At 65.1% G+C, this 21335-nt stretch carries 21 protein-coding genes; 11 read left to right on the top strand and 10 right to left on the bottom strand.

The window, feature by feature from the left end:
• Both AC0QUY_RS27185 and lpxK read left to right on the top strand, forming a co-directional pair.
• Window positions 1-1287: a 3-deoxy-D-manno-octulosonic acid transferase gene (locus AC0QUY_RS27185; RefSeq protein ID WP_161856192.1), complete on the top strand. Its 1287-nt coding sequence runs from the start codon at window positions 1-3 to the stop codon at window positions 1285-1287.
• Window positions 1280-2293: a tetraacyldisaccharide 4'-kinase gene (gene lpxK / locus AC0QUY_RS27180; RefSeq protein WP_475389284.1), complete on the top strand. Its 1014-nt coding sequence runs from the start codon at window positions 1280-1282 to the stop codon at window positions 2291-2293. Before AC0QUY_RS27185 ends, lpxK begins: the two co-directional genes overlap by 8 nt.
• 96 nt (window positions 2294-2389) lie before the next feature.
• Here the strand turns inward: lpxK and AC0QUY_RS27175 are convergent, their stop codons facing one another.
• Window positions 2390-2617 (bottom strand): DUF2093 domain-containing protein, encoded by a 228-nt coding sequence (locus AC0QUY_RS27175; RefSeq protein WP_057861041.1) that lies wholly within the window; start codon window positions 2615-2617, stop codon window positions 2390-2392.
• Window positions 2618-2806: 189 nt separating this feature from the next.
• Here AC0QUY_RS27175 and AC0QUY_RS27170 point away from each other — a divergent pair, with 189 nt between their 5' ends.
• Window positions 2807-3643: a dienelactone hydrolase family protein gene (locus tag AC0QUY_RS27170; protein WP_475389283.1), complete on the top strand. Its 837-nt coding sequence runs from the start codon at window positions 2807-2809 to the stop codon at window positions 3641-3643.
• Window positions 3644-3757: 114 nt separating this feature from the next.
• Here AC0QUY_RS27170 and xseA read toward each other — a convergent pair whose 3' ends face one another.
• The gene (xseA, locus tag AC0QUY_RS27165) at window positions 3758-5377 is read right to left on the bottom strand and encodes an exodeoxyribonuclease VII large subunit (protein ID WP_475389282.1); all 1620 of its coding nucleotides are present in this window, start codon (window positions 5375-5377) and stop codon (window positions 3758-3760) included.
• Window positions 5378-5541: 164 nt separating this feature from the next.
• On the opposite strand from xseA, the gene purD reads away from it, so the two are divergent.
• The gene (gene purD, locus AC0QUY_RS27160) at window positions 5542-6819 is read left to right on the top strand and encodes a phosphoribosylamine--glycine ligase (protein WP_475389281.1); all 1278 of its coding nucleotides are present in this window, start codon (window positions 5542-5544) and stop codon (window positions 6817-6819) included.
• A 127-nt stretch (window positions 6820-6946) separates the two neighbouring features.
• Here purD and AC0QUY_RS27155 read toward each other — a convergent pair whose 3' ends face one another.
• Window positions 6947-8179: an acyl-CoA dehydrogenase family protein gene (locus AC0QUY_RS27155; RefSeq protein WP_475389279.1), complete on the bottom strand. Its 1233-nt coding sequence runs from the start codon at window positions 8177-8179 to the stop codon at window positions 6947-6949.
• A gap of 123 nt (window positions 8180-8302) precedes the next feature.
• Here AC0QUY_RS27155 and AC0QUY_RS27150 point away from each other — a divergent pair, with 123 nt between their 5' ends.
• Window positions 8303-9208: an alpha/beta fold hydrolase gene (locus AC0QUY_RS27150; protein ID WP_161849763.1), complete on the top strand. Its 906-nt coding sequence runs from the start codon at window positions 8303-8305 to the stop codon at window positions 9206-9208.
• A gap of 105 nt (window positions 9209-9313) precedes the next feature.
• Here the strand turns inward: AC0QUY_RS27150 and AC0QUY_RS27145 are convergent, their stop codons facing one another.
• Window positions 9314-9772 carry a nucleoside deaminase gene (locus AC0QUY_RS27145; RefSeq protein ID WP_161849762.1) on the bottom strand — a complete coding sequence of 153 codons (459 nt, stop codon included), beginning with the start codon at window positions 9770-9772 and terminating at the stop codon, window positions 9314-9316.
• A 153-nt stretch (window positions 9773-9925) separates the two neighbouring features.
• On the opposite strand from AC0QUY_RS27145, the gene AC0QUY_RS27140 reads away from it, so the two are divergent.
• Window positions 9926-11989, top strand: coding sequence for a pseudouridine synthase (locus AC0QUY_RS27140; protein ID WP_475389278.1), 2064 nt, complete (start codon window positions 9926-9928; stop codon window positions 11987-11989).
• A 7-nt stretch (window positions 11990-11996) separates the two neighbouring features.
• A complete protein-coding gene (rsmD, locus tag AC0QUY_RS27135; RefSeq protein WP_475389277.1) occupies window positions 11997-12551 on the top strand; it encodes a 16S rRNA (guanine(966)-N(2))-methyltransferase RsmD in 555 nt (184 codons plus the stop codon).
• A gap of 100 nt (window positions 12552-12651) precedes the next feature.
• Here rsmD and mutL read toward each other — a convergent pair whose 3' ends face one another.
• Window positions 12652-14463 (bottom strand): DNA mismatch repair endonuclease MutL, encoded by a 1812-nt coding sequence (mutL, locus tag AC0QUY_RS27130; RefSeq protein WP_475389275.1) that lies wholly within the window; start codon window positions 14461-14463, stop codon window positions 12652-12654.
• Window positions 14464-14768: 305 nt separating this feature from the next.
• Between mutL and AC0QUY_RS27125 the strand changes: the two genes are divergently transcribed.
• From AC0QUY_RS27125 to AC0QUY_RS27115, 3 genes are all read left to right on the top strand, one after another.
• Window positions 14769-15059 (top strand): hypothetical protein, encoded by a 291-nt coding sequence (locus AC0QUY_RS27125; protein WP_475389273.1) that lies wholly within the window; start codon window positions 14769-14771, stop codon window positions 15057-15059.
• Between the two features lie 172 nt (window positions 15060-15231).
• The gene (locus AC0QUY_RS27120) at window positions 15232-15438 is read left to right on the top strand and encodes a YgaP family membrane protein (RefSeq protein WP_161849756.1); all 207 of its coding nucleotides are present in this window, start codon (window positions 15232-15234) and stop codon (window positions 15436-15438) included.
• Window positions 15435-15968 carry an RNA polymerase sigma factor gene (locus AC0QUY_RS27115; RefSeq protein WP_475389272.1) on the top strand — a complete coding sequence of 178 codons (534 nt, stop codon included), beginning with the start codon at window positions 15435-15437 and terminating at the stop codon, window positions 15966-15968. Before AC0QUY_RS27120 ends, AC0QUY_RS27115 begins: the two co-directional genes overlap by 4 nt.
• Before the next feature lie 305 nt (window positions 15969-16273).
• Here the strand turns inward: AC0QUY_RS27115 and arfB are convergent, their stop codons facing one another.
• From arfB to AC0QUY_RS27100, 3 genes are all read right to left on the bottom strand, one after another.
• Window positions 16274-16693 carry an alternative ribosome rescue aminoacyl-tRNA hydrolase ArfB gene (gene arfB / locus AC0QUY_RS27110; RefSeq protein WP_161849755.1) on the bottom strand — a complete coding sequence of 140 codons (420 nt, stop codon included), beginning with the start codon at window positions 16691-16693 and terminating at the stop codon, window positions 16274-16276.
• 195 nt (window positions 16694-16888) lie between these two features.
• Window positions 16889-18235, bottom strand: coding sequence for a M16 family metallopeptidase (locus AC0QUY_RS27105; protein WP_475389313.1), 1347 nt, complete (start codon window positions 18233-18235; stop codon window positions 16889-16891).
• 17 nt (window positions 18236-18252) lie between these two features.
• Window positions 18253-19644, bottom strand: a complete 1392-nt coding sequence (locus AC0QUY_RS27100) for a M16 family metallopeptidase (protein WP_475389271.1) — start codon at window positions 19642-19644, stop codon at window positions 18253-18255.
• On the opposite strand from AC0QUY_RS27100, the gene AC0QUY_RS27095 reads away from it, so the two are divergent.
• Window positions 19643-19801: a hypothetical protein gene (locus AC0QUY_RS27095; protein ID WP_475389270.1), complete on the top strand. Its 159-nt coding sequence runs from the start codon at window positions 19643-19645 to the stop codon at window positions 19799-19801. The genes AC0QUY_RS27100 and AC0QUY_RS27095 overlap by 2 nt on opposite strands.
• 23 nt (window positions 19802-19824) lie before the next feature.
• On the opposite strand, the gene AC0QUY_RS27090 is transcribed toward AC0QUY_RS27095, so the two are convergent.
• On the bottom strand, window positions 19825-20538 hold the full coding sequence (locus AC0QUY_RS27090) for a hypothetical protein (protein ID WP_475389268.1): 714 nt from the start codon (window positions 20536-20538) through the stop codon (window positions 19825-19827).
• A 91-nt stretch (window positions 20539-20629) separates the two neighbouring features.
• On the bottom strand, window positions 20630-21148 hold the full coding sequence (gene lspA / locus AC0QUY_RS27085; RefSeq protein WP_475389267.1) for a signal peptidase II: 519 nt from the start codon (window positions 21146-21148) through the stop codon (window positions 20630-20632).
• Window positions 21149-21335 lie beyond the last annotated feature (187 nt).

Genomic DNA, 21335 nt, shown 5'->3' with positions numbered 1-21335 from the left:
ATGACGTTGCGCGTCTACCGGAGTCTTTCGTCCGCCATGGTGCCGTTGTCGCCTGCGTTGATCAGCCGGCGGTTGAGGCTTGGCAAGGAGGATCCGGCGCGGGTTGGCGAGCGCCGCGGCATGACCGCCGATGTCCGCCCCGCAGGGCCGCTGGTCTGGATTCACGGCGCCAGCGTCGGCGAAGTGCTGGCAGCGGCGGCGCTGATCGAGCGGCTGCGGGCCTTGAACCTGCGCATTCTCCTGACCTCGGGCACGGTGACGTCGGCTGCGATCGTCGCCAAGCGGTTCCCGCCCGATGTCATTCACCAATATGTTCCCTACGACTCACCGCGCTATGTGGCGCGGTTTCTCGATCACTGGCGGCCGTCGCTGGCGCTGTTCATCGAATCCGACCTGTGGCCTAACCTGATCCTGTCGAGCGCCGCGCGGCGGCTGCCGATGGTGCTGATCAATGGGCGGATGTCGCAGCGCTCGTTTCCGCGCTGGCGCCGAGTCCAGGGGACCATCTCGGCGCTGCTCGATAAATTCGACATCTGCCTGGCGCAGTCGCAGACCGACGCGGATCGATTCACCGCGCTCGGAAGCCACAACGTCATCGTCACGGGAAATCTCAAGCTCGACGTTCCCGCGCCGCCGGCCGACGGCAACAAGCTGGACATGCTGATGTCGATGACGCGCGGCCGGCCGGTCGTGGTCGCTGCTTCCACGCATCCCGGCGAAGAAGAGATCCTGACCGAAACCCACCGGACGCTCGCCGGCTATTTTCCAAAGCTGTTGACCGTGATCGTGCCGCGGCATCCCGATCGCGGCGAAGCCATCGCCCGCATGATTGCTGCGTCCGGTCTCAATCCGACCCTGCGCTCGCACGAGGATTTGCCTACCGCCACCACCGACATCTATGTCGCCGATACCATGGGCGAACTGGGGCTGTTCTATCGGCTGGCGCCGATCGTGTTCATGGGCGGGTCGCTGGTCGAGCATGGCGGGCAGAATCCGATCGAGGCGATCAAGCTCGGTGCCTCCGTCGTCCACGGTCCCCACGTCTTCAATTTCACCGACGTCTATGAGGCCCTCGATTCCGCCGGCGGCGCGCGGCGTGCCGATACGCAGGAAGCGCTGGTGAAGCAGTTCGGGCAGATGCTGGCCGATCACAAGGCGCGCGAGGCCGTGCTGACCGCGTCCGAGCGCGTGGTCGGGCAACTCGGCGGCGCGCTGGAGCGAACACTCTCCGCGCTCGAGCCGTATCTCTTGCAATTGCGGATCGAGATGGGAGCCGCCAATGCGTGAGCCGGGCTTCTGGCACGGCCCGGCTTCGCTCAACTCGCATCTATTGAAACCGCTCGGCGCGCTCTATGGCGCCATCGCCGTCCAGCGCCTTCAGCGCAAGGGATTGAATGCCGGCATTCCGGTGCTCTGCGTCGGCAATTATCACGTTGGCGGCGCCGGCAAGACGCCGACCGTGCTGGCGCTGGCGAAGCTGCTGGGTGAGCTCGGCGAGACGCCGGTTGTGCTCAGCCGCGGCTATGGCGGGGCATTGCGCGGACCGGTCAGGGTCGATCCGGAGCGGCATGCAGCGGCCGATGTGGGCGACGAACCGCTGATGCTGGCGGGCCATTTGCCAATCGTGGTGTCGCGCAACCGCGCGGACGGCGTGCCATTGGCGCGGTCGCAAGGCGCGACCGTGATCGTGATGGACGACGGCTTCCAGAGCCCGGCGATCGTCAAGGACGCGTCGCTGATCGTGATCGACAGCGGCCGCGGCATCGGCAACGGGCAGGTGTTTCCTGCCGGACCGCTGCGCGCGCCGCTGCGGCCGCAACTGGCGCGCACCGACGCGCTCATTGTCGTCGGCGACGGCACTGCCGCGGCGTCGGTGGCGGCGGCGATTGCAGCCCAGGGCAAGCCGGTGCTGTCAGCGCATCTGAAGCCCGATGCGGCGGCGGTGGCAAGGCTTCGCGGCGAGCGCGTGCTGGCGTTCGCCGGCATCGGGGATCCCGCGCGATTCTTCAATACGCTGCGGACCAGCGGCGTCGATGTCGTTCAGCAGCGCGCCTTCGCCGATCATCATCCGTATTCGCAGGGCGAGACCGAAGGCTTGATTGTCGAGGCCAAACGCGATGGGCTGATGCTGGTGACGACGGAAAAGGATCTGGCCCGGCTGCGACGCGGTGACGGCCTGCCGGACTGGGCGAAACAGATCGTGCCGTTCGCGGTGACGCTCGAATTCGACGACGCGGCGCTGTTGCGGAAATTCGTCGCCGACCGGTTATTCAAAGCCCGAGAGAAACCGTAGGGTGGGCAAAGCGAAGCGTGCCCACCATTAACGATGACTGTGCAAGACATGGTGGGCACGGCGCGATGCGCCTTTGCCCACCCTACGAACGACGGCTCACCCCTGCGACTTCAGTGCGCCGGGAAAATGCCGCTGCAGCACCGCACTCGGCACCGAATAGGCCTCCTGCAGATCGACGCTCCAATACTTCAATTCATCGAGCGGAATCCGCACGTCGGTAATGGCGCAGCGCACATAGGTTCCGGGTGAGATGACGCGGAAATCGCCATCGAGATACTGCACCTGGGCTTCGCCGTGGCCCGAGGGACCGAATTTATTAAGCACCGTCAAACTCTCCGATGGGCCGATCCGGAAGGACTGGCCTTAAGTGTAATTTCCAAAATTCGATCTATCATAGATAGGTCGTACTGTCCGCCCCCGAAACCCACCGACTTGTGATGATTTTGTGTCCGGGTGCATGATAGCGTGAAATTTTACCGGGCCCGCAGCGTTATCCCGATACGACAGAGACCGATGCGCCTGTTGTCAGCAACGCTTTTCCTGACGCTCCTCGCTACGGCTTGCACGGCAAATGCTGCGCCGTTGCCGGCGCCGCAGCAGGTCGATATCCCGGCGACGGCCAGCCTGATGCTGCACGCGCAGCTCTACAAGCCCGCCGGGGAAGGGCCCTTTCCCACCGTGATTGCGCTGCACGGCTGCGGCGGATTGGGTGGGCAATCGGAGCCGGTGCTGGCGCGCTACCGCGACTGGGCGGAGCAATTGTTGAAGACCGGCCACGCGGTGCTGCTGCCGGACAGCTATGGTTCGCGCGAACTCGGCCCACAGTGCCAAGTCAAGGAGCGCCGGGTGCTGGCCCGTCGCGAGCGGGTCGCCGATATCAATGCGACGCGGCAATGGCTGTTGCAGCAACCCTGGGCCGCGCGTGACCGGATCAGCCTGATCGGATGGGCGAACGGCGCCAGCGCGGTGCTGTGGGCGGTGCGCCCGCAATCATTGTCGCGCAGTGCCGAGCCGGATTTCCGTTCGGCCATCGCCTTCTATCCGGACTGCCGGATCTCCTCCGGCCTCGGCTGGAGCACGCGCGTGCCGACGCTGCTGTTGATCGGCGCCAAGGACGACGTCAGTTCGCCGTCGGCCTGCCGCCAGGTGGTGGAGGGCGCTCGCGGCCGCAGCGCGTTGGCGCGGATCGTGGTCTATCCGGGGGCGGCTCACGATTTCGACCGCGCCAACCTTCCGCTGCGCGCGATCACGGGGGCCGACGCCGCGTTGCCCGAACGCGGGCATATCGGCACCGATGCGGAAGCACGAAAGGATTCGCAGCAGCAGGTCACGGAGTGGCTGGCGCGCTAATTGAGATTGTGTTGTTCGTCATGGCCGGGCTTGTCCCGGCCATCCACGTCCTTCCTGTGCGGCCAAGACGTGGATGCCCGGGACAAGCCCAGGCATGACGGAGAATGGGTAAGCTTAGAACAGGCTTCCCTGATCGACCGGCTTGACCACGCGCTTCGGCGCCGCCGGCTTGGGCTCACGCGGTGCCGCCTTCGGAGCGGTTGAATCCGGCGCCGTCGCCTGAGGCCGGTCCGCATCCGCGGTGGCGCCGACGCGGCCGTCGGCAAATTCGATGGAGAGGCGTGCGCTTGGCCCGATCGCGGCGGCGGCATGGACGGCGTGGCCCTGCTCGTCGCGCACCAGCGCAAAGCCTCGGGCAAGCACGCCGCGATAGGACAGCGCCGACAGCAACTGCCCGCTATGGGCAACGCGCGCATCGAGACGCTGCAGGGCGGTTAGCAGCGCACGGCGTGCGCGCTCGGCCAGCCGGTGCGTCCGTTCGCGGTCGCGCGCGATGGTGTTGCGCTGCGCCTGGGCGTTGGAGAGCTTTGAGGCCTTCAGCCTGACCTCCAGCCCGGCGAAGCGATCGCGCCGGCTGCGCAGCAGGGCGCGCGCTGACAGGCGAATGCGCTCGCCAGACACCGTGAGGCGATGGTTGGCCTGCGCGACCTGTCCGCGCAAAACCTTCAGCGTCAGCCCGGCGCTGAGATGCGAAAAGCGGCGGTGATGGGCGTGCGTATTGGCCTTCAAGCCACGGGGCAGGGCGGCGCCGAGATGATCCAGCCGCTGCCGGGGGATCGCGAGCAGTTCGCTCAAGCTGGGCAGGGCGCGGGCGGCGGCGCGCAATTCATTGCGGCGGCTCTCCTGGCCGCGCTGCCAGCACACCATGGTGCGGCGCGCCAGGCTTTCGACCTCGGCGAACAATTCGCTGCGCACCGGGACCGCCATTTCGGCCGCCGCGGTCGGCGTCGGAGCGCGCTTGTCGGCGGCGAAATCGATCAGCGTGATGTCGGTCTCGTGGCCGACGGCCGAGATCAGCGGGATCACGCTGTCGGCGGCGGCGCGGACCACGATCTCCTCGTTGAACGACCACAGGTCCTCCAGCGAGCCGCCGCCGCGCGCGACAATCAGGAGATCGGGGCGCGGAATTCGTCCGCCTTCCGGCAGCGCATTGAAGCCGCGGATCGCCGCCGCGACTTGCTCGGCGGAGCCTTCGCCCTGCACCTTGACCGGCCACACCAGTACGCGGCGGGGAAAACGGTCCTGCAGCCGGTGCAGGATGTCCCTGATGACGGCGCCGGTCGGCGAGGTGACGACGCCGATCACTTCCGGCAACCAGGGCAGCAATTGCTTGCGCGCCTCGTCGAACAGGCCCTCGGCGGCGAGCTTCCGCTTGCGCTCCTCCATCAGCGCCATCAGCGCGCCGATCCCGGCGGGCTCGAGGGACTCGATGACGATCTGGTATTTCGAGGAGTTGGGGTAGGTCGTGAGCTTGCCGGTCGCAATGACCTCCAGCCCCTCCTGCGGCTTGAACCGCATCCGGGCGTGGGCGAACTTCCAGATCACCGCCTCGATCTTGGCGCTCTCGTCCTTCAGCGCGAAATAGCAATGGCCCGAGGAGTGCGGACCCCGGAAGCCGGAGATTTCGCCGCGCACTCGGACATGGCCAAACCGGTCCTCCACCGTCCGCTTCAGCGCGGAGGAGAGTTCCGAGACGGTGAATTCAGGCGCGTTGATGAGGTTCTCAGCAGGCATATGCCTAGAATCGGCCTTTTCCAGCGCTTCCGCAAGGTACGGAGGCCATCACGGGGGCGTCACGGCACATATCCACACAGGAATAGACCCGTTGTTGCGGCCGGCCGCTGTCGTGCTAAACCGTCGCGCAATTGCCGGCAACCCTCCATTTGGCTGCACTCCCCATGAACATTCTCCTGCTCGGTTCCGGCGGCCGCGAACACGCTCTGGCGTGGAAGATTGCCGCTTCCCCGCTGCTCACCAAGCTGTGGTGCGCACCCGGTAATGCCGGGATGGCGCGGGAAGCCGAGTGCGTGGCGCTTGACGTTGCGAATCATCCCGCCGTGATCGAGTTCTGCAAAGACAACGCTGTCGACCTTGTCGTGGTCGGCCCGGAAACGCCGCTGGCGGCCGGCATCGTCGACGATCTCGCCGCGGCCGGCATTAAGGCGTTCGGTCCGAGCAAGCAGGCTGCCCAGCTCGAGGGCTCCAAAGGTTTTACCAAGGCGCTCTGCACCGAGTTCAATATTCCGACCGGTGCCTATGGCCGCTTCACCACGGCTGACGACGCGCTGGCCTATGTGCGCAAGCAAGGCGCGCCGATTGTCGTGAAAGCCGACGGGCTGGCAGCCGGCAAGGGCGTTGTGGTGGCGAAGACGCTGCCCGAGGCCGAGGCCGCCATCGCGATGATGTTCGAGGGCGCGTTCGGTGCGGCGGGAACGGAAGTCGTGATCGAGGAATTCCTCGCCGGCCGCGAGATCAGCTTCTTCGCGCTGTGCGACGGCGAGACCGCGATCCCGCTCGCCACCGCGCAAGACCACAAGCGCGTGTTCGATCACGACGAGGGCCCGAACACCGGCGGCATGGGCGCCTATTCGCCGACGCCGTTCGTGACTCCGGAAATTCACGATCAGATCATGGCGCACATTATCCTGCCGACGGTGGCCGGCATGAAGAAGCGCGGCACGCCATTTCGCGGCGTGCTGTATGCCGGTGTGATGCTGACGGATCAGGGGCCTAAATTATTCGAATACAATGTCCGGTTCGGCGATCCCGAATGCCAGGTGCTGATGCTGCGGATGATGTCCGACATCGTGCCGGCGTTCCTGGCGTCCTGCGACGGCGAGTTGAAGCACTTTGATCTGCGCTGGTTTCCCGATCCTGCGCTGACGGTAGTGATGGCGGCGAAGGGTTATCCCGGCGACTACAAGAAGGGCACGCGCATCGAGGGGCTCGAAGACGCCGCCGGGATCGAGGGCGTCGAGATCTTCCATGCCGGCACGGCGGTGAAGGATGGCGGCATTGTCGCCAATGGCGGGCGCGTGCTGAATGTCTGCGCGATGGGCAAGACCGTGCTGGAGGCGCAGCAGCGCGCCTACCAGGCCGTTGATCGCATCAACTGGCCCGACGGTTTCTGCCGCCGCGATATTGCCTGGCAGGCGGTGGAGCGGGAGAGGGGCTAGTCGCTCGCACGCGCCCTGTTTTCCGCTCGTCATGCCCGGGCTTGACCCGGGCATCCATCACTCTTCGTATCAGTCCTTCGAAGGATGGATTGCCGGGTCAAGCCCGGCAATGACACCTTTGATGTCACTACAACAAATCCCCGCCCGCGGCACTGGCCGTCGTGCCGTGCTCGCGGAACGCCTTGATGACGTTTTTGCCGATCTTCCACTTGTGCACTTCGTCGGGACCGTCGACCAGCCGCTGCGAGCGCACCTGGGTGTACCACTTCGCCAGCGGCGTATCCTGGCTGAAGCCGAGCGCGCCGTGGAGCTGGATCGCGGTGTCGATCACCTTATGCACCATGTGCGCATGGAAGATTTTGGCGATCGAGTTTTCCTGCCTGATATCGAGGCCCTTCTCCGCCTTGTAGGCGATGTGCAGCAGCATCAGGCGTCCGATATAGAGTTCGCTGGCGCAGTCGGCGAGCATGAACTGCACCGCCTGGCGATCCGCGAGCAATTGGCCGAAGGTCGAGCGCTTGGTGACATGGGCAACCGCCATGTCGAGCGCGCGCTGCGCCTTGGCGACGTTGTGCATGCCATGGCGCAGGCGGCCATAGGCGAGGCGGTGCTGGCCCATGGCAAAGCCGTTGCCTTCGCCGCCGACGAGATTGTCGGCCGGCACCACGAGATCCTTGATCTCGATCTCCGAGTGGCCGCCGTGCAGGACGTCGTCATGCGGTCCCTCGATCGCCATGTTGGCGACGTTGCGCTTAATCTTGTAGCCAGGGTTCGGCAGCTCGACGAGGAAGGTGGAATACTGCTTGTGCCGCGGCGCGTTCGGATCGGTCTTGGCCATGACGAGCGCCATGTCGGCGACACTGGCGGAGGAGGAAAACCACTTCTCTCCGTTCAGGACGTAATTCTCGTTGCCGTCCTTCACGGCGGTGGTCTGCATGCCGGTGGCGTCGGCGCCGGCGGCTTTTTCCGTCATCGAGAAGCAGATGCGCTTGTCGCCGTTGAGCAGGGGTTTAAGGAACTTTTCCTTCTGATATTCCGTTCCGTGGGCCAGGATCGTCATCATCGAGGCGTCATCGGGGCCTTGCGTGTTCATCGACAGCGCGCCCAGCATGCTCTCGCCGAGCTCCATCTGCACCAGCGCATTCGCCAGCGGACCGAGGCCCATGCCGCCATATTCCTTGGGCACCCACGGGCACCACAGGCCTCGCGCGCGGGCCTTGGCGCGGAGCGGGCCGAGCACTTCGGCGAGCGGCTTGGTGTCGAGTTCCTTCTCCGCCGGGATGCATTCCTCATGGACCCATTTGCGGACCTTCTCGCGGATCGCCTTGGCTTCGGCCGGAATTTCGAAATCGATCGACATCGCTGGTTTCCTCGGGTCTTGTTGCTCTTGGTCGTACCTGAGGGATGGCATAAACCTGCGGTCTGAAAGCGGCAACGGCAAACAAAGTTTGAAGCAAGAGCCGCAGCTCATGGAGGAGAGGCCATGCCCGATCTTGCCGATCTGTTTCCTGGCTACGCGTCCGAATGGATCAACACCTCGTCGGGCCGCATCTTTGCCCGCGTCGGCGGCAAGGGGCCGCCATTGCTGCTGCTGCACGGGTTTTCATCGACACATGTGATGTGGCACCCCGTCGCGCCGCAGCTTGCGGACCAGTTCACGCTGATCATCGCGGACCTACCGGGCTACGGTTGGTCGGACATGCCCCGCAGCGACGAGAGCCATACGCCCTACACCAAGCGCGCGATGGCGAACGCGATGGTCGAGGCGATGGAGCAGCTCGGCCATGTGCATTTCGCGCTCGCCGGGCACGACCGCGGTGGTCGCGTATCGTACCGGCTGGCGCTCGATCATCCGGGCCGGCTTTCGAAACTCGCGGTGCTCGATATCGCGCCGACCTATGATTATTGGGAGAGGATGAACCGGCTCTCGGCGCTGAAGATTTACCATTGGGCGTTTTTGGCGCAACCCTATCCGCTGCCGGAGACGCTGGTCTCAAGCAACGGAGAATTTTTCCTGAAGTACAAGATGGCGAGCCAGACAAAATCGAAGACGCTCGATGCCATCGATCCGCGCGCGCTGGAACATTACCTCGCGCCATTTCGCGATCCCGCCCGCGTGCATGCGATGTGCGAGGACTACCGCGCCGGTGCCTATGCCGACTACGAGATCGACAAGGCCGATTTCGACGCCGGCAAGAAGATCACGATCCCAATGCTGGCGCTGTGGGGCGATGCCGGCATCGCGAGCGCTGCAACGACGCCGCTCGACACGTGGAAGAAGTGGGCGACGAAGGTGGAGGGTGCGCCGGTGGATTCCGGACATTTTCTGACGGAGGAGAATCCGGAAGCGACGGCGAAATTGTTGCGGGAGTTTTTTACGGCGGCATGAGTTGCCGCTGAACTCTCCACGTCATTGCGAGCGCAGCGAAGCAATCCATCTATCCCCGCGTTGAGGAATGGATTGCTTCGCTGCGCTCGCAATGACGGCTGAGTGCTACCGTCGCTCCCTGAAAAATTCCCGCAGCAGTGTCGCGGCCCGGTTCTCGCCCACCGCCGAATAAACCTCCGGCACGTGGTGGCAGGTCGGCTGGGCGAAGAACCGCACGCCGGAATCCACTGCGCCACCCTTCGGGTCCGCCGCGCCGTAATAGAGCCGCCGGATCCGGGCAAATGAGATCGCGCCGGCGCACATGGTGCAGGGCTCCAGCGTAACGTAGAGGTCGCAATCGACCAGCCGCTCGGTGCCGATGACCTCCGCCGCCTGCCGGATCGCCAGGATTTCGGCGTGCGCGGTCGGATCGCGGTCGGTCAGGGTCCGGTTTCCGGCGGTGGCGATGACCTCGTAATCCCTGACGATGACGCAGCCGATCGGAACTTCACCGGCTTTTCCGGCGTTTTCGGCCGTTTTTAGCGCCAAATCCATGAAAGAAGGGGCAGTCATGCCTCGTATCATCCGAAGAAACCTGCTACTAGCTGCGCCTTCAGCAAACGTGGATGCCGGTTTTGCGTGAGAATGCGCCTTGAGCGAAGCGCGCGCGCGTTACCGCTTTGACAGCCCATCCGCATAAGCCTGATAGCCATTTCATCTGTATTCGAGAGACCATTCATGCCCCGCGATAGCGATAAAAACAACGATTCCCGCGGCCGGCGTGATCGACCCGGCGGCGGCAAGGACCGCACCGGCGGAGGCAAGGGCCGCTCCGGGGCGGCGAGGGGGCCTGAGAAGAAGTTCGCCAAGCGCGGGTTTGGCGCCAGGGACGATGGTGCCAAGCGGGACGGCGATCGGCGGCCGTATGCCGGGAAATCGGACGGCGCAAAATCGTTTGGCAAGAAGCCCTACGCCGGCAAACGGGAAGGTGGTTCGTTCCGCCGCGACGATGACCGTCCGCCGCGCCGGGATTTTGGTGACCGGCCGCGGGCACGATTTGACCGGGACGATCGGCCACGCGGCGATCGACCAGAGCGTGCTCCGCGTAAGGACTTTCGTCCACGCGAGGATCGCGACGGCGACAAGCGCTCGTTCAAGCCGCGCGGCGAGCGACCGAACTATGATCGCGACGATCGCCCGTCGCGCCGTAGCCGCGACGACGCGCGTCCGGCCGGGCGTTTCCAGGACAAAAAATTCGGCGACAAGCGGCCTTATACGCCGCGTGGGGAAGGCTTCCGGAAGGATGGCGACCGTCCGCGCGGCGATCGCTCGTATGGCGATCGGCCTTCCCGCGATGGCGAGAAGCGATTTTCGCGCGGGCCGCGCAAGGATTTTGGTGATCGCCCCGAGCGTGGTGAAGACAAGCCGTGGCAAAAGCGCGACGAACGCGGCGGACGCGATTCCCGTCCCCCGCGCGAGGGTGCGCGCAACTTCGACAAGCCGCGTTTCGATAGATCGCGCGACGATCGCGGCGGCGACGAGCGTCCGCGGTTTGCGCGCTCGCGCGAGGATCGACCGAAATTCGATCGTCCGCGTGAGCGGCGTGACGGTGACCGTGAGCGGCCTGCAGGCCGAACCGAGTGGCAGGAGCATCCGCGCAGCGAGGGGCGGTTCAGCGACCGGCCGCGCCGCGACAATGAGGACGACAGCAGGGTTTTTGCAAAGCGCCCGGCGTTTGGCGGCCGCGGCGCCTATCGCGAGCGCACGCCGGAATTCGACAAGCGCGCCCCCCGCGCGGAGCCGAAGCCGAAAAAGGCCGGCGAACGCATCGCCAAGGTGCTGGCGCGCGCCGGCCTTGCCTCGCGCCGCGATGCCGAGGAAATGGTCACGCAGGGCCGCGTCACCGTCAACGGCCGCGTCATCAATTCGCCGGCGCTCGACGTCACCGCCCATGACGTGATTGCGCTCGACGGCAAGGTACTGCCGCCGCGTGAGCGCACGCGGCTGTTCATGTATCACAAGCCACGCGGGCTGATGACCACGCATGCCGACCCCGAGGGGCGGCCGACCGTGTTCGACAACCTGCCGGAAGGCTTGCCGCGGCTGATCTCGATCGGCCGGCTCGATTTCAACACCGAGGGGCTCTTGCTGCTGACCAATGACGGCGGGCTCGCGCGCGCGCTCGAATTGCCGGACACGGGCTGGCTCAGGCGTTACCGCGTTCGCGCCCATGGCGAGGTGACGCAGGCGCAGCTCGATGAACTCAAGAAAGGCATCGAGGTCGATGGCGTCAAATACGGGCCGATCGACGCAACGCTTGAGCGTGACCAGGGCGCCAATGTCTGGCTGGTGTTCGCGATCCGCGAGGGCAAGAACCGCGAGGTACGCAACGTCATGGCGCATCTCGGTCTTGAGGTGAACCGGCTGATCCGCGTTTCCTACGGACCGTTCCAGCTTGGTGAGCTTGACGAGGGGCAGGTCGAGGAGGTCAAGACCCGCGTGCTGCGCGAACAGCTCGGCGAGAAGATCGCAACGCTCGCCGGCGCCGATTTCAACCGGCCGATGCCGGGCGAAAAGTCCGACGACGAAGAGATTGACGCGCCGCGCGGCAAGAAACCGTTCAAGCCGGCCGGCAAAAGCGCGCTGATCGCCGACCGCAAGGGCCGCCGCGTGCTGGTGCAGCGCACCGGCAGCGAGGAAGCCCGCGCGCGCAACGAGGACGAGGCCAATGGCTACGGCCCGCCGCGGCGTCCCAAGCGCGGCTATCACGGCAAGCGCGATCTGAAGCCGCGGGACGAGTAGCTGGGCTATGCGCGTCGTCGGTGGACGATTGAAGGGCCGTAACCTGGCCTCTCCTTCTTCGCAGGCGATCCGTCCGACGGCGGATCGCCTGCGCGAGTCCGTGTTCAACATCCTGATCCACGCCTATGACGACCCGATCGAAGGCGCGCGCGTGCTCGACCTGTTCGCCGGCACCGGCGCGCTTGGCATCGAGGCAGTCTCGCGCGGAGCAAGCTTCACGCTGTTCGTCGACAATGGCGCCGAGGCACGTGCGCTGCTGCGCAACAATGTCGAGGCGCTGGGCTTGGGCGGCGTCACAAAAGTCTATCGCCGCGACGCGACCAATCTGGGACCGGCGCATCCGGTCGAGCCGTTCTCGCTGGCCTTTCTCGATCCGCCCTACGGCAAGGGACTTGCGGAGAAGGCACTGGCCTCGCTGCGCGACGGCGGCTGGCTGACGCCGGGTGCGCTGCTCGTGGTGGAGGAGGCGAAGGCGGCCGCGTTCGTCGCGCCCGAGGGATTCGAGGAGCTGGAGCGGCGCGCGTATGATGAGACTGAGTTTGTGTTTTTGCGAGTTTCGTAGGGTAGCTTCGTAGGGTGGGCAAAGGCGCCCTTGCGCCGTGCCCACCATCAAGCAGCGTGCTGGTGATGGTGGGCACGCTTCGCTTTGCCCACCCTACGAACTATCGTCTTCCGAACAGCTTCTCGATATCGCTCAGCTTCAATTCCACATAGGTCGGGCGGCCGTGGTTGCACTGGCCGGAATTCGGTGTGTCTTCCATCTCGCGAAGCAGCGCGTTCATCTCTTCGGGCTTGAGGCGCCTTCCGGCGCGGACCGAGCCGTGGCAGGCCATGGTGGCGGAGACATGCATCAGGCGGCGCTCCAGCGGCAGCGCCTCGTCCCACTCGGCCATATGCTCGGCGAGATCGCGGAGCAGCCCCGCGGCATTCGCCTTGCCGAGCAGCGACGGCGTCTCGCGCACCGCGACCGCGCCGGGGCCAAAGGATTCGATCGCCAGGCCGAACGACGCCAGCTCTTCGGCGCGATCGAGCAGTTTTTCGACGGTGGCCTCATCAAGCTCGACGATCTCGGGGATCAGCAATATCTGCCGCTGCACGCCATTCTTCGCCAGCGAAGCCTTCAGCTTTTCGTAGACGATGCGCTCGTGGGCGGCGTGCTGGTCCACGACGATCAGGCCGTCGCGGGTCTGCGAGACGATGTAGGTCTCGTGGATCTGGGTGCGCGCCGCACCGAGCGGGCGGTCGAGCAGGTCGGCTGCGGGCTGCGCCTCGAAGCGCACGTCGGCGGTTGGCGTGCCGACATCGAAGGCGGCCTGTCCCGCTTCGGCGAGGGCCGTTGCAGCAGCGCCTTCGAACGAGGGCGCGGGCCGCACCGGATAGGCCGGTGAACTCCGCCAATCCCAATTGGTCGGGCGCGGCGCAAACGATGGACGGAACGCCGACAGCGCCGCGCCGTCGGTATTGGCGGCGGTGCGCCTGCCTTCGCGGGCAAGCCCGTCTTTCAGCGCATGCACGATCAGCGCGCGGACGAGGCCGGCATTGCGAAACCGCACCTCGGTTTTGGCCGGATGCACATTGGCGTCGACCTCCTGCGGCGCCAGCGTCACGAACAGCGCCACCACGGGATGGCGGTCGCGCGGCAGGTAATCCGAATAGGCCGCGCGCACCGCGCCGAGAATGAGCTTGTCGCGCACCGGTCGGCCGTTGACGAACAGATACTGCCCGAGCGCATTGGCGCGCGTCAGCGAGGGGGCTGCGGCGAAACCCTCGACCACGACGCCTTCGCGCTCGGCGCGCACTTCGATGGCGCAAGAGCGAAAATCGCTGCCCAGGATGTCACCGAGCCGCGTCAGCCGGCCTGCAGTGCCGGGCAGCGCTGCGGCCCATGTCACCGGCGCGCGCTCCTCGCCGGCCAGCGTGAAGGCGATATCGGGTCGTGCCATCGCGAGCCGCCGGACCACTTCGCGGATCGCCTCGGCCTCGGTGCGGTCGGTCTTGAGGAATTTCAGCCGCGCCGGTGTCGCATAAAAGAGGTCGCTGACCTCGACTCGAGTGCCTTGCGACAGCGCGGCCGGCATGATCTCCGATTTCGCGCCGCCTTCGACCGACAGCGACCAGGCATGCGGCTCGCTGGCGTGGCGCGTGGTGATGCCGAGCTTTGCCACCGCGCCGATCGAGGGCAGCGCCTCACCGCGAAAGCCCAGCGTGCGAATGCGCAGGAGATCCTCGTCGTCGAGCTTGGAAGTGGCGTGGCGATCGACCGCGAGCGCGAGATCGGCAGAGGTCATGCCGCTGCCGTCGTCGGTGATGCCGATGCGGCGCCTGCCGCCACCGTCGGTGAAGACATCGACGCGGCTGGCGCCGGCGTCGATGGCGTTCTCGACCAGCTCCTTGACCACGCTCGCCGGACGCTCGACCACTTCGCCGGCGGCGATGCGGTTGATGACCTGTTCGGGGAGCTGGCGGACGGGCATGAATTTTCGAGGACTCGATTCGAAGGTCGGGTGAGCGATTTTAGGCGGCTAGCGCATCAAATGCATGCATCAAAATATTTTTACGGAACTTTTTGGGTGCTGCAGAGGCGTCGCATATGCGGTCAGCCGGTGGCCAAGGATTCGCAAAATGACCCTGAAATCCCTGCACGATCACCACATCGCGCGGCTTGCATGGCGCCCGCGTCGTTCGCCACGCGACTGATCCGGCGATGAGCATGTTCGGCCGCGAACGGCGCATTGAAGTAGCCGAACTGTTTGCCGCCAACCAAACCTGGGAGAAATGGATGAAGCTAGTGAAAACCTCGGCGATCGCGGTTGCAATCTCGGCCCTGCTTGCCGGCCCCGTACTGGCGCAAGGCGCCTCATCCGACACGCAGATCCGCGGCGGCGCAAAGGGCACGACCCAGATGCAGGGCGGCACGTCAGGCAGCATCGACGAGGATACGGCGGGCGCCCCCAGCCAGAGGGCCGGCGCGAAGACGGGCAAGGGTACCGTCGGAGCCGGCAGCGGCGCGCCTCACGCCGCGCCGAAGACCACGGGCGGGGCGGCTACCCCTCCTGCGGCCAGCCGGTAGCAGTCATCTGGAGGACACCCGCCTCCTCCGTCGGGTTGCTCTCCAAACAGAACTCCGGTCGCCATGGGCGGCCGGAGTTTTTTTGTGCCTCCCGCGAACCGAAAAGGCGGCCCGGCGGCTCTAGGGGGAGAGAACGGTTTGAGGTTCTCGCGCACAATCAATGGGAGCTGCTATGTTCTATCGCAAGAATTTGCCGGGTTGGGAGCGAACGACAAGGGTGGTCGCGGGCGCAGCCATGATAGCTTGCGGGCTTCTCGGCCTGCGGGGATTGCCGATCGGCTATTTGATCGCCGGAACGGGAGCAGTGGCGATTATGACCGGATTTATCGGATTTTGTCCGATGTGCGCCCTGGCCGGTCGCAGGTTGCCGTCGCAATGACGGCATTGGCCAGAGCAAGCCGCTGCGATCCCTCGTTGATCGAGGCCGCGCGTGGCGGGGACGAGAGGGCCCTGGCGTTGCTGATATCTGCGGCGCAGCCCGACGTCCGGCGCTATGCCGCGCGCAATTGCCGAATGTCTGACATCGACGATGCGGTGCAGGAAACGCTGTTGCTGCTGTATCGGCGCATCGGCACCTTGCGGGTGGTGAACTCGTTCTCGGCGTGGCTGTTCGCTGTCGCCCGGCGGGCCTGCCATCGCTTGCTGCGAATGTCGGTCGGAATGCCCGACGTGCCCGTCGATACGGCAGACGAACGATGGGCGCGTCTCGCACCCGAAGACATTCGCATGGACCTTTCGCGTGCGATCCAGTCGCTGCCCGGGCACTACCGTGAAGTCATCCTGCTTCGCGATATCGAGGAGTTCTCGATCGACGAGATCGCCGCGGCCCTTGGCCTGACCCGCGAAAGCGTCAAGGCCCGCATTCACCGCGCGCGGCTCATGATCCGGGAATATCTGGTCCGCGACTGAAGCGTTTTCGAGCGAAGTGCGAACCGGTCCACGTGAAGAACGCGCACCAAAACAAGAATCATCGATTCCACGAACCCATCCCGGAGTAGATCAATGTTTGCCAGCAAGACGCTGTCGGAACACTTGCTGCGCGGTGCCGCAGGAATCGGTGCGCTGTGGTGTGCGATCGCAATTGCCGCCCAGCCATTCCTGGGGTTCGCTCGCGCTTGGCGGCCTCGTGCTGCTCGCGTTTCGCGGCTGTCCGATTTGCTGGAGCATCGGTCTGTTCGAAACCGCGGGCGAGGCATCGAAGCGGCGGCGCGACCTCAATCGTCGAAGCGCGATGGACCGCGCCGCGCCTTGATGTCGCTGCGCCGCTTCTTGCCTTCCAGCCGTCGCTGCTTGGAGCCGAAGGTCGGCTTGGTCGCGCGGCGCGGTACCGGGCGGATCAAGGCTTCGCGCAGCATTTCGAGCAGGCGGTCGATGGCGTCGGCCCGGTTGCGCTCCTGGGTGCGGAAGCGCTGGGCGTGGATCACGATCACGCCCTCCTTGGTCATGCGCTGGCCGGCAATCCGGTGCAGTCGCAGCGCGGCATCCTCCGGCAGCGTGATCTTGCGCGTGTCGAAGCGAAGCTGGGCTGCGGTCGAAAGCTTGTTGACGTTCTGTCCGCCGGGGCCGGAGGCGCGGACAAACCCAATCTCGATGTCGTTTTCGTCGATCGTGAGGTCGCGGGAAACCCGCAGCATGGCGTTCACCGGAAATCGTCATGCCCGGGCAAAACCGCGAAGCGCGTCTTCGCGCCAGATGTTCCGGGCATCCACCTCTTACCAGTGTCTAAAGAGAAAAACACGTGGATGGCCGGGGACAGGCGAGCAGAAGCGACGCCGTCCGTCGAACGGCTATGCCCGGCCATGACGGCAAAGGGTGGAAGGGTGAACGCCTCAATTCGCCTTTGGCGGCGCGGCGACCGGTTGAGCGGCGGCCTGCGGGGCGCGGCCGACGATGACGGTGAGGAGGCCCTGGCCCCACAGCTTCTGGGCGGTCTTTTTGGCGTCATCGAGCGTCACGGCGTCGACGAGGGCGTTGCGCTTCTCGATGTAGTCGATCGGCAGCTTGTCGAGCTGGTATTGCAGCAGCGCCTGCGCGAGCTTCGAGGAGGTATCGAGCGCCAGCATCTGCGAGCCCTTGAGATAGGACTTGGCCTCGTCCAGTTCCTTCTGGGTCGGGCCTTCCTCGGCGATGCGGCGGATTTCCTGCTCGATCGCATCGACCGTCTCGCCGGCGCGGTCGGCGCGGGTGCCGGTATTGCCGATGAACAGCGCGGAGCGATCCATCCAGAGCAGGGATTCGTAGACCGAATAGGCAAGGCCGCGCTTTTCGCGCACCTCCTTGTAGAGCCGCGACGACGAGCCGCCACCCAGGATGTGGTTCACGACATAGGCGGCCATGAAATTCGGATCGTGGCGTCGAATACCGGGGCCGCCGAACGTCACTACGGTCTGCGGCACGTCGAGCGGCACAAACGCGCGCTGCGGCGGTTTGGTGGCCTCGACCTCGGCCACCGGCGTCAGGCTGGCCTTGGCCGGCAATCCGCCGAACGTCTGGTCCAGCAGCTTGCCGAGCGTGTCGGCATCGACGTCGCCGACCACGGCGATCCGCAACGTATCCTTGGCGATCACGCGGCGGACGTAATCCTTCATGTCGGCGACATCGATCTTCGGCACGCTGTCGAGCGTGCCATTGCTCTGCCTGCCATAGGGATGATCGCCGAAGGCGACTTCGAGGAATTTGCGACTCGCCAGCGAGGTCGGGTTGGTGGTGTCACGGCGCAGCCCCGAGAGGATCTGTGCGCGAATGCGCTCGACGTCGCTGGTGTCGAAACGCGGCGAGGTCAGCGCCAGATGCAGAAGGCCGAAAGCCTCGTCCTTGTTGTCCTTGAGCATGCGCAGCGAGCCGCGGAAATAATCCCGGGTCGACGAGAAGCTCAACTCGATGGCGCGGCGCTCGAGGCGCTCATGGAAAGTCTTGGAATCGAGCTCGCCGGAGCCCTCATCGAGCAGCCCGGCGACCATGTTGCCGACGCCGGACTTGCCGGCAGGATCCTGGGCGGCGCCGCCGCCGAAGGCGTATTCCATCGCGATCAGGGGCACGGTGGCGTCCTGCACGAACCAGGCCTCGATGCCGCCGGGCGAGACCAGCCGCTGAATCTTGGCCGCGGCATGCGACGGGCTCGCCGCCAGCACCAGCAGCACGGCGCCGGCGATCAGGGTGGAAGCGAGGCGCTGCATGGGAATTGTAAAACGGATCACGAGCGTTTCTCCGCGCGTTTTGCTGTCGTATCCTTGATCAGATAGCCGGTCACCGAGCGCTTCTTGTCGAGCCATTTCTGGGCCGCATCGCGAACCTGTTCGGCGGTGACCGCGCGAATCCGGTCCGGCCAGCTCCTGATATCGTCGATGGAAAGCCCCGTGGTCAGCGCGCCGCCATACCAGCGCGCCAGCGTGGCCTGGTTGTCCTGGGCGTAGATCGCTTCCGCAATCAACTGGGTCTTGACCCGCTCGAGGTCCTCGGCGCGGGCGGGATTCTCGATGATCTCTGTGATCACGCCGTCGATCACCTGCTCGATCTGCGAAAACTCCACGCCGGGCTTTGGCGAAGCCGAGATCGAGAATTGCGTGGGGTCCAGTGAGGTGCCCTGATAACCGGCACCGGCGCTGATCGCGAGCTGGCGGTCGATCACCAGCGCCCGATAGAGATAGGAATTGGAGCCGCCGCCCATCAGTTGCGCGAGCACGTCGAGCGCCGGGCCTTCGCCAGCCGCCGCTGTGGCAGAGGAGGGGACCAGGTAATAGCGCCGCAGGCTGGTCTGCTCGACGCGCGGATCGGACAGCGTCACCGTGCGCGGCGCCGCCGGGACCGGCTCCTGCGGACGGACGCGATGCGCTGATATCGCCGGCTGGGCGGGAATGCCGCCGTAGGCCTTCTCCACCATCGCGCGGATTTCCTTGGCGTCGACATCGCCTGCGATCACCAGGATCGCGTTGTTCGGCGCATAGAAGCGCTTGTAGAACGCCAGCGCATCCTCGCGGTCGAGTTTCTCGATCTCCTGGCGCCAGCCGATCACCGGGCGGCCATAGGGGTGGTTGAGATACAGCGCCGCCATGATCTGCTCGGTCAGCCGCGCGTCCGGATTGTTGGCGACCCGCATGTTGAACTCTTCGAGCACGACGTCGCGCTCGGGCAATACGTTCTCATCCTTGAGGATCAGGCCGGTCATGCGGTCGGCCTCGAACTCCATCATCTTCGCCAGTTGCTCGCGCGGCACGCGCTGGAAATAGCCGGTGTAGTCGAGCGAGGTGAAGGCGTTCTCGTTGCCGCCGATCCGCAGCACGGTCTGCGAGAATTCACCGGCGGGATGTTTGGCGGTGCCCTTGAACATCAAATGCTCGAGGAAGTGCGCCAGTCCCGATTTGCCCGGCGTCTCGTCGGCGGAGCCGACCTTGTACCAGATCATCTGCGTGACGACGGGGGTGCGGTGATCGGGGATCACCACCACTTGCAGGCCGTTGTCGAGGGTGAAGCTGGCGGGACGTTCCGACGTGACCGTGGTCTGGGCAGTCGCGCTGCCGGCGGAGAAAGCAAACGTCGAGATGAAGGCTGCAACGAGCGAGGCGGCAAAACGGTGCGATGACATCATGACCTATCTGGCGCGTATTCCGCAAAAGGCGTTACCGGTCCTGCGACTGGAATTCGCGCAAATGTTTGAAGCGAAACCCGAACAAGATGGTTCGGAACGAAGCCGCGGCATCGTACACCGCGCCGGCGCCGGCAATCGTCACGAAGGCGAGAGATGAGCTTAACTCTTCGCCATGCTTAACTATTCGCCATACTTGCCCTTGGCCGGATTGTATTCCTTGTTCAGCGATTCCTTCGGCCCGGTGCCGTAGGCATAGTTCGGCGATGGCGTCTGGTAACCGGGCGGCGGCTGCGTCAGCGAGTCGCGCGTCGGTTCGCTCTTGAAGGTGGCCGTCTCGGACTTGTTGCCGCCGAACAGGCCGCTGAAGCCGCCGGAATAGCCGAGCTGCGACGGGCTCAAGATCGGATTGTTGTTGGAGGTGCCGGGCTGCACCGGGTCGTTGTCCTTCCGCGACGGCGCTGCAGTCTTGCCTACCGCGAGTTCAGCCGGGGTGAGGATGCGGGCCGCTTCACGCGGGTCCTTGTTCTCTTTCTTGCGTGCCGCAATCGCGGCCTTGCGGCGCTGCTCGTCGGGATCCTTGGGCCAGTTCGGCGCCTTCGCTTCAGCCGCGGTGGTCGATGGGGGCGGCAGATCGAGCTTGGGCGGAACCACCAGCGGCGAGCGCTCGCGGTACTCGATGCCGCGGTTTTCCATGTTGGTGCCGCCGATGCCGCGCATGATGCCTTCGATGATCTTTTCCTCGAAGGTCTTGTCGTCCTCGTCCTCGTCATCGGCCGCGCGCACCGGGCTAGCGGCCATCACGAGGCCGATGCCGAGGGAAATAGCGGCCAAGCGCAGCGCCCGGCTTAATGAGGGGATCTGCATCATCCAGAAGCGGGCTTCGGTCTCGCGCATCGCGCTGTTCCCATTCACAATTTCTGCAACATAGGGGGCCCGGCCTGAGGGCCGTACCGGCTTCATACCCTAAGGGTCCTTTCGGCCGGGATCAGGGCGCTTTTGCGGCGGGTACCCCCAGGAACGAGTCATACAATAGGCCCGCTACCCCGGCAACAATGGCCACATCCGCGAGGTTAAACACGTACCAATTGAAGGTTTTTCCCCCGATCTCGACGTGGAACAGGGCAAAATCGACCACCGCGCCGTGCAGAAAGCGGTCGATGCCGTTGCCGACTGCTCCGCCGATGATCAGACCCAGCGCCAGCGTCGCCAGCAGCGTGCTGGAGCGCGCCATCCAGATCCCCAGCACTATCACCGCAACCGCCTTGATCGCCATCAGCGCGATCTGGGCGAGCTGGTTGTCCGTCTGGAACCAGCCAAAGCTGATCCCGACATTCCAGGCCAGCACCAGGTCGAAGAACGGCGTGACGCGGACCGCGCCGCGATTGGCGAGGTCGAACACATAGAGCAGCCAGAGTTTCGAGGCCTGGTCCAGCACCAGCGTCGCAACCGCGGCAATGACCCCGGCGCGCAGGTGAGGGGTGCGTGCGTGTTCGAGGCCAGACACTTATCTGGCCTTCTTTTTCTTCTTCTTTGCCTTGGCCGCCGGCGGCTTTTTCCCTGCCTTCTTGGCGGTCTTCTTGCTGGCTTGCTTTACGGCCTTCTTTGTCGCCTTCTTGGCCGCCTTCCTTGCCGAAGGAGCTTTGGATTTGGCGGACTTCATGGCTTTCGCTTTCTTGGCCTTGGTTTTCTTT

Source organism: Bradyrhizobium sp. WYCCWR15520, assembly GCF_056174665.1.
The sequence above is the reverse complement of the archived record's forward strand: the minus strand, read 5'-3'. Positions and strand labels throughout refer to the sequence as shown.